The sequence below is a fragment of the Actinomadura logoneensis genome (assembly GCF_003428695.1).
GTDB classification, from domain to species: Bacteria; Actinomycetota; Actinomycetes; order Streptosporangiales; family Streptosporangiaceae; genus Spirillospora; species Spirillospora logoneensis.
Window position 1 is genome coordinate 1 of sequence record NZ_QURH01000134.1, and the last position, 4003, is coordinate 4003.

The 4003-nt window shown below is 75.4% G+C and carries 4 protein-coding genes and 1 pseudogene; all 5 read right to left on the reverse strand.

Annotation, left to right across the window (positions count from 1 at the left end):
• Positions 1–189, reverse strand: a pseudogene (locus tag DZF91_RS07100) (NADH-quinone oxidoreductase subunit H); the annotation flags it as partial.
• Positions 182–1543 (reverse strand): hypothetical protein, encoded by a 1362-nt coding sequence (locus tag DZF91_RS07105; RefSeq protein WP_117356685.1) that lies wholly within the window; start codon positions 1541–1543, stop codon positions 182–184. The gene DZF91_RS07105 and the pseudogene DZF91_RS07100, both read right to left, overlap by 8 nt.
• The gene (locus tag DZF91_RS07110) at positions 1534–1881 is read right to left on the reverse strand and encodes an NADH-quinone oxidoreductase subunit A (RefSeq protein ID WP_117356686.1); all 348 of its coding nucleotides are present in this window, start codon (positions 1879–1881) and stop codon (positions 1534–1536) included. Before DZF91_RS07110 ends, DZF91_RS07105 begins: the two co-directional genes overlap by 10 nt.
• Before the next feature lie 313 nt (positions 1882–2194).
• The gene (locus DZF91_RS07115) at positions 2195–2881 is read right to left on the reverse strand and encodes a response regulator transcription factor (protein WP_117356687.1); all 687 of its coding nucleotides are present in this window, start codon (positions 2879–2881) and stop codon (positions 2195–2197) included.
• Positions 2878–4003, reverse strand: a 1126-nt coding sequence (locus DZF91_RS07120) for a sensor histidine kinase (RefSeq protein WP_117356688.1), incomplete at its 5' end; no start/stop codon positions are given. The genes DZF91_RS07120 and DZF91_RS07115, both read right to left, overlap by 4 nt.

The following is a 4003-nucleotide window of genomic DNA, read 5'->3' on the forward strand; positions in this document are numbered from 1 at the left end:
CCGGTCGGCGGCGAGGGTGGCGCGGCGCTGCCGGACGAGCAGCCGCGCGGTCTCGCGCAGCGGCGCGTCCCACGCCCGCCAGGGGCCGGGGATACCGGCCGCGACCGCGCAGAACACGGCGTCGAGCGCCGCCGCCGCGAGCGCCAGCAGCGCCACGGCCACCGGCACGACGATCAGGGACTCAGACATGCGCGTGCACCGCGCTCTCCGTCTCCAGGCCGGGCGCGAGGGCGGCTACGACCAGCCGCGCCGCCGCCACGTCCACCCCGACGAGCAGGTCGCCGAGCGGAGCGTCCGGCGGCATGTGCGCGTGCTCCTCTCCACCGAGCTCGGCCAGCCATCCGCACGCGCGTGTCCAGGCGGTGCCCTCGCCGAGGCTGACGTCCTGGAGCATCCAGCGCAGCGTGCGCGACCGGCGCGTGCGCCGTACGAACTTCGCCAGGCGGGACGGTTCGACGCGTCCTTCCCGCAGCGCCTCGTCGCGGAGCACCCGGGCGTGGGCGGCCTGTCCCGTCCAGCCCGCGACCGCGAGCAGGCGGGCGAGCGCGTCCAGACGGGCCGCGACCACGTTCGTGCCGTCCCAGAACGGCTCGCCGCCGTCCCCGGCCAGGGTCTCCACGTCCGCTGCCTGGACGATGTCGCCCTGCAGCGTCAACGTCACCTTGAGCCCGGCGGGCCAGTCGGCGAGCACCGGCCCGAACGGCACATGCAGGACGTCCAGCTTGAGCCCGTCCCGGTCCGGCGCACGATCGGCCATCGCCAACCCGTGCGGCGCCCCCATCATGTGATGGTCATGGCCTCCACCGTGCCCGCCATGGCCCCCGTGCCCGCCATGGCCCCCGTGCCCGCCATGGCCCCCGTGCCCGCCATGGCCCCCGTGCCCGCCATGGCCTCCGTGATCCCCGTGGCCCTCGTCCTCACCGGACATCTCATGCCCCGCGTGGCCTTCATGACCTCCGTGGCCACCCGCGTCCCCGTGGTCTTGAGGCGCATGGTTCATGCCCTCGTGGTTCATGCCCTCGTGCTTCATGGCCTCGTGGTTCATGGCCTCGTCAGCCCCATGGCCCTCATGGCCCTCGTGACCCTCGTGGCCTTCGTGGGCGTCGTGGTCATCGTCCTCGCCGGGGCCGTCATGACCACCGTGTCCCATGGCGGCGTGGTCCATGTCGCCGTGGGCCATGGGCTGTTCGGGGGTGAAGGACGTGCGCCGGGTGGCGTCCTCGATCTGGGCGGGTTCGTCGGCCAGGTGGGCGGACGCGGCGTCCAGGCCGGACGAGACGTCCGACGCGTCGTGCAGGTCGGCGCGGGCGCGCGGGTTGGGCATCTGGTCCCAGACGGTGCCGACGGCGTGCGCGAGGTCGGGGCCGGGACGGCCGCAGACGATGAGCAGGTCGGCCTCGGCGGGGGCGAGGGCGGGGCGCCAGCCGCGGCGGCGCAGGTCGGCCTCGACGGCGAGGCGGACGCCGGTGTGCCCGGGGACGGCCACGACGAGCGGGCGCGGGCGGCGCGCGGCGTAACGGAGCAGAAGTGCCCTCAGGCCCATCGGAACGCGCCCTCCCGCCAGGCGTACAGGACGCCGACCAGCAGCAGCGCGAGGAAGCCGAACATCTCGACGACGGCCTTGGGCCCGACGGACGTCACGACCAGCGCCCACGGGTACATGAAGACCATCTCCATGTCGAAGGCGAGGAAGACCAGGGTCACCACGTACCAGCGGACGTGGAAGCGGGACACCGCGTGCTCGACGGGGAGGCCGCCGGACAGGTAGGGCGCGGCGGCCGGGGTGCCGGGGAGGGCGGTGAACGCCGACACCGCGTACACGGCGCAGACCAGTGCGGCGGTGAGGCCGAGCAGTGCGAGCGCGGCGACGAACGGCTGCATCCGTGCTCCCCCTTCCGGCGGATCCGTGGCGGATCGGCGCCCACACGTCGGGACACTCCCCCACATGCCCTACCCCGGAGGTGTATCCCGCAGCGGGACGAGTATGTCCTACACGGCGTCGGAGGTACAACCAGTGGCCAGAGAGGCGGACCGGGGAACAAACCACGCGAAGGTCGTCCGAGCAGACGCCCGAAACGCCGAAACCCCCCACGGCGCCGGGCTTCCTGGCTCCCCGTGAGCCCCCGCGCGGACGCACCGGACGACCCCGGAAAATGATCAGCGGTGCGACCCGCCCGGGCGGGCGACGCGTGGCCTACGCGTCGTCCACGAGGCCGGACTCGTGGGCGAGGAGGGCGGCCTGGACGCGGTTCTCCAGGCCGAGGCGGACCAGGATGCGGTTCACCCGGCTCTTCACGTTGGCCTGCGTCAGGCCGAGTTCGGCGGCGATCCGCTGGTTGGAGTGGCCGCGCGCGACCAGCAGCAGGACGTCCAGCTCGCGGGCCGTGAGCAGGTCGAGCCGGCCGCGCCCGGACGGCCTGCCCGCTCCGGCCGCGCCGGCGGGCAGGGCCGTGAACACGCCGATCAGCCGCCGGGTCACGCTCGGGGCGAGCATCGCCTCGCCCGCCGCCACGACCCGGACCGCCCGCGCGAACTCCTCGGCCGGGCTGTTCTTCAGCAGGAACCCCGAGGCCCCGGCGCGCAGCGCGGCGTGCACGTACTCGTCCAGGTCGAAGGTGGTGAGGACGAGCACGCGGGGCGGCGGCCCGGCGTCGGGGGGCCATCCGGCGAGGATGCGGCGGGTGGCCTCCACGCCGTTCACGCCCGGCATCCGGACGTCCATGACCACCACGTCCGGACGGAGACGGAGCGCCTCCCGCACCGCCTGGTCCCCCTCGGCGGCCTCGCCGGCGACGGTCAGGTCCTCGCGGCGGTCGAGGACGGCGCGGAGCGCGGCCCGCACCATCTCCTGGTCGTCCACGAGCAGCACGCTGACCGTCATCGCCCCTCCTCCAGGGGGAACGCCGCGGCGATCCGCCAGCCGCCGTCCGGGGCGGGGCCCGCCTCCAGGACGCCGCCGAACGCCGCGACCCGTTCGCGCATGCCGACCAGGCCGCGCCCCGAGCCGGGCACCGGACGGTGGTCCTCACCGGGCGGCCCGTTCTCGATCTCGACGCGCAGCGCGGACGCGTCGCACGCGACGACGACACGGATCCCAGTGCGGCCCGCGTGTTTCAGCACGTTCGTGATCGCCTCGCGGACGACCCGGTACGCCGACGCCTGCAGCGCCGCCGGGAGCTCGCCCGCCCGGACGTCCACCGACGCCCAGACCCGGCAGCCCGCCGCCTCGGCGGCCTGGACGAGCCGGTCGAGATGCGCGAGCGACGGTTCGGCGGCCCCGTCGTCGCCGGCGACCGCGAGCAGCCCGAGGATGCGGCGCATCTCGACGAGCGCGGTGTCGGCGGTCTCGGCGATGCGGGTGACGCCGCGCAGGCCGGGGCCGGGGTCGTCCGCGAGGACGTCCTCGGTCGAGCGGGCCTGGACGGCGATCGCGCTCACGTGGTGGGCGACGACGTCGTGCAGCTCGCCCGCGATCCGGGCGCGCTCGGCGACGACGGCCTGCCGCGCGTTGGTCTCCCGCTCGGCGCGCAGCCGCTCGTTGAGGTCGCGCAGCCGGAGGGCGTCGGCCTCGATGCGGCGCCGGCCGCAGCCGAGCAGGAGCGCGACGGCGAAGTACGCGGCGAACGCGGTGGCGGAGTCGGGGTTGAGCGAGTCGGGGCGGGGCGGTTCGGCCCGTCCGGTGACGAGTTCGACGGCGGTCGCGGCGGCCAGCGACAGCGCGGTCGCGGTCAGGGCGTCGCGGAGCGGACGGAACCGGGCGACCGCGTACACGCCGAAGATCAGGAAGTAGGGGCCCGGGGTCTTGCCGGGCACCGGGTCCAGCGTCTCGAACAGCGCGAACAGGCCGGTCATGGCCGCCAGGACGGTCCGCGGGAACCGCCGCCGCCACAGCAGCGGGACGGTCTGCGCCGCCCACAGCAGCACGCCCGCCGGGCTCGGCGCCGGGTCCCGGCCGAGCAGCGCCGCCGCGTCGAGCAGGCTGAGGCCGCCGCCGAGCGCGGCG

Excerpts from the sequence above, each read along its gene's own strand:
- DZF91_RS07110 (WP_117356686.1), bottom strand. The coding sequence starts at position 1,881 with ATGCAGCCGTTCGTCGCCGCGCTCGCACTGCTCGGCCTCACCGCCGCA.
- DZF91_RS07105 (WP_117356685.1), bottom strand. The coding sequence starts at position 1,543 with ATGGGCCTGAGGGCACTTCTGCTCCGTTACGCCGCGCGCCGCCCGCGC.
- DZF91_RS07115 (WP_117356687.1), bottom strand. The coding sequence starts at position 2,881 with ATGACGGTCAGCGTGCTGCTCGTGGACGACCAGGAGATGGTGCGGGCC.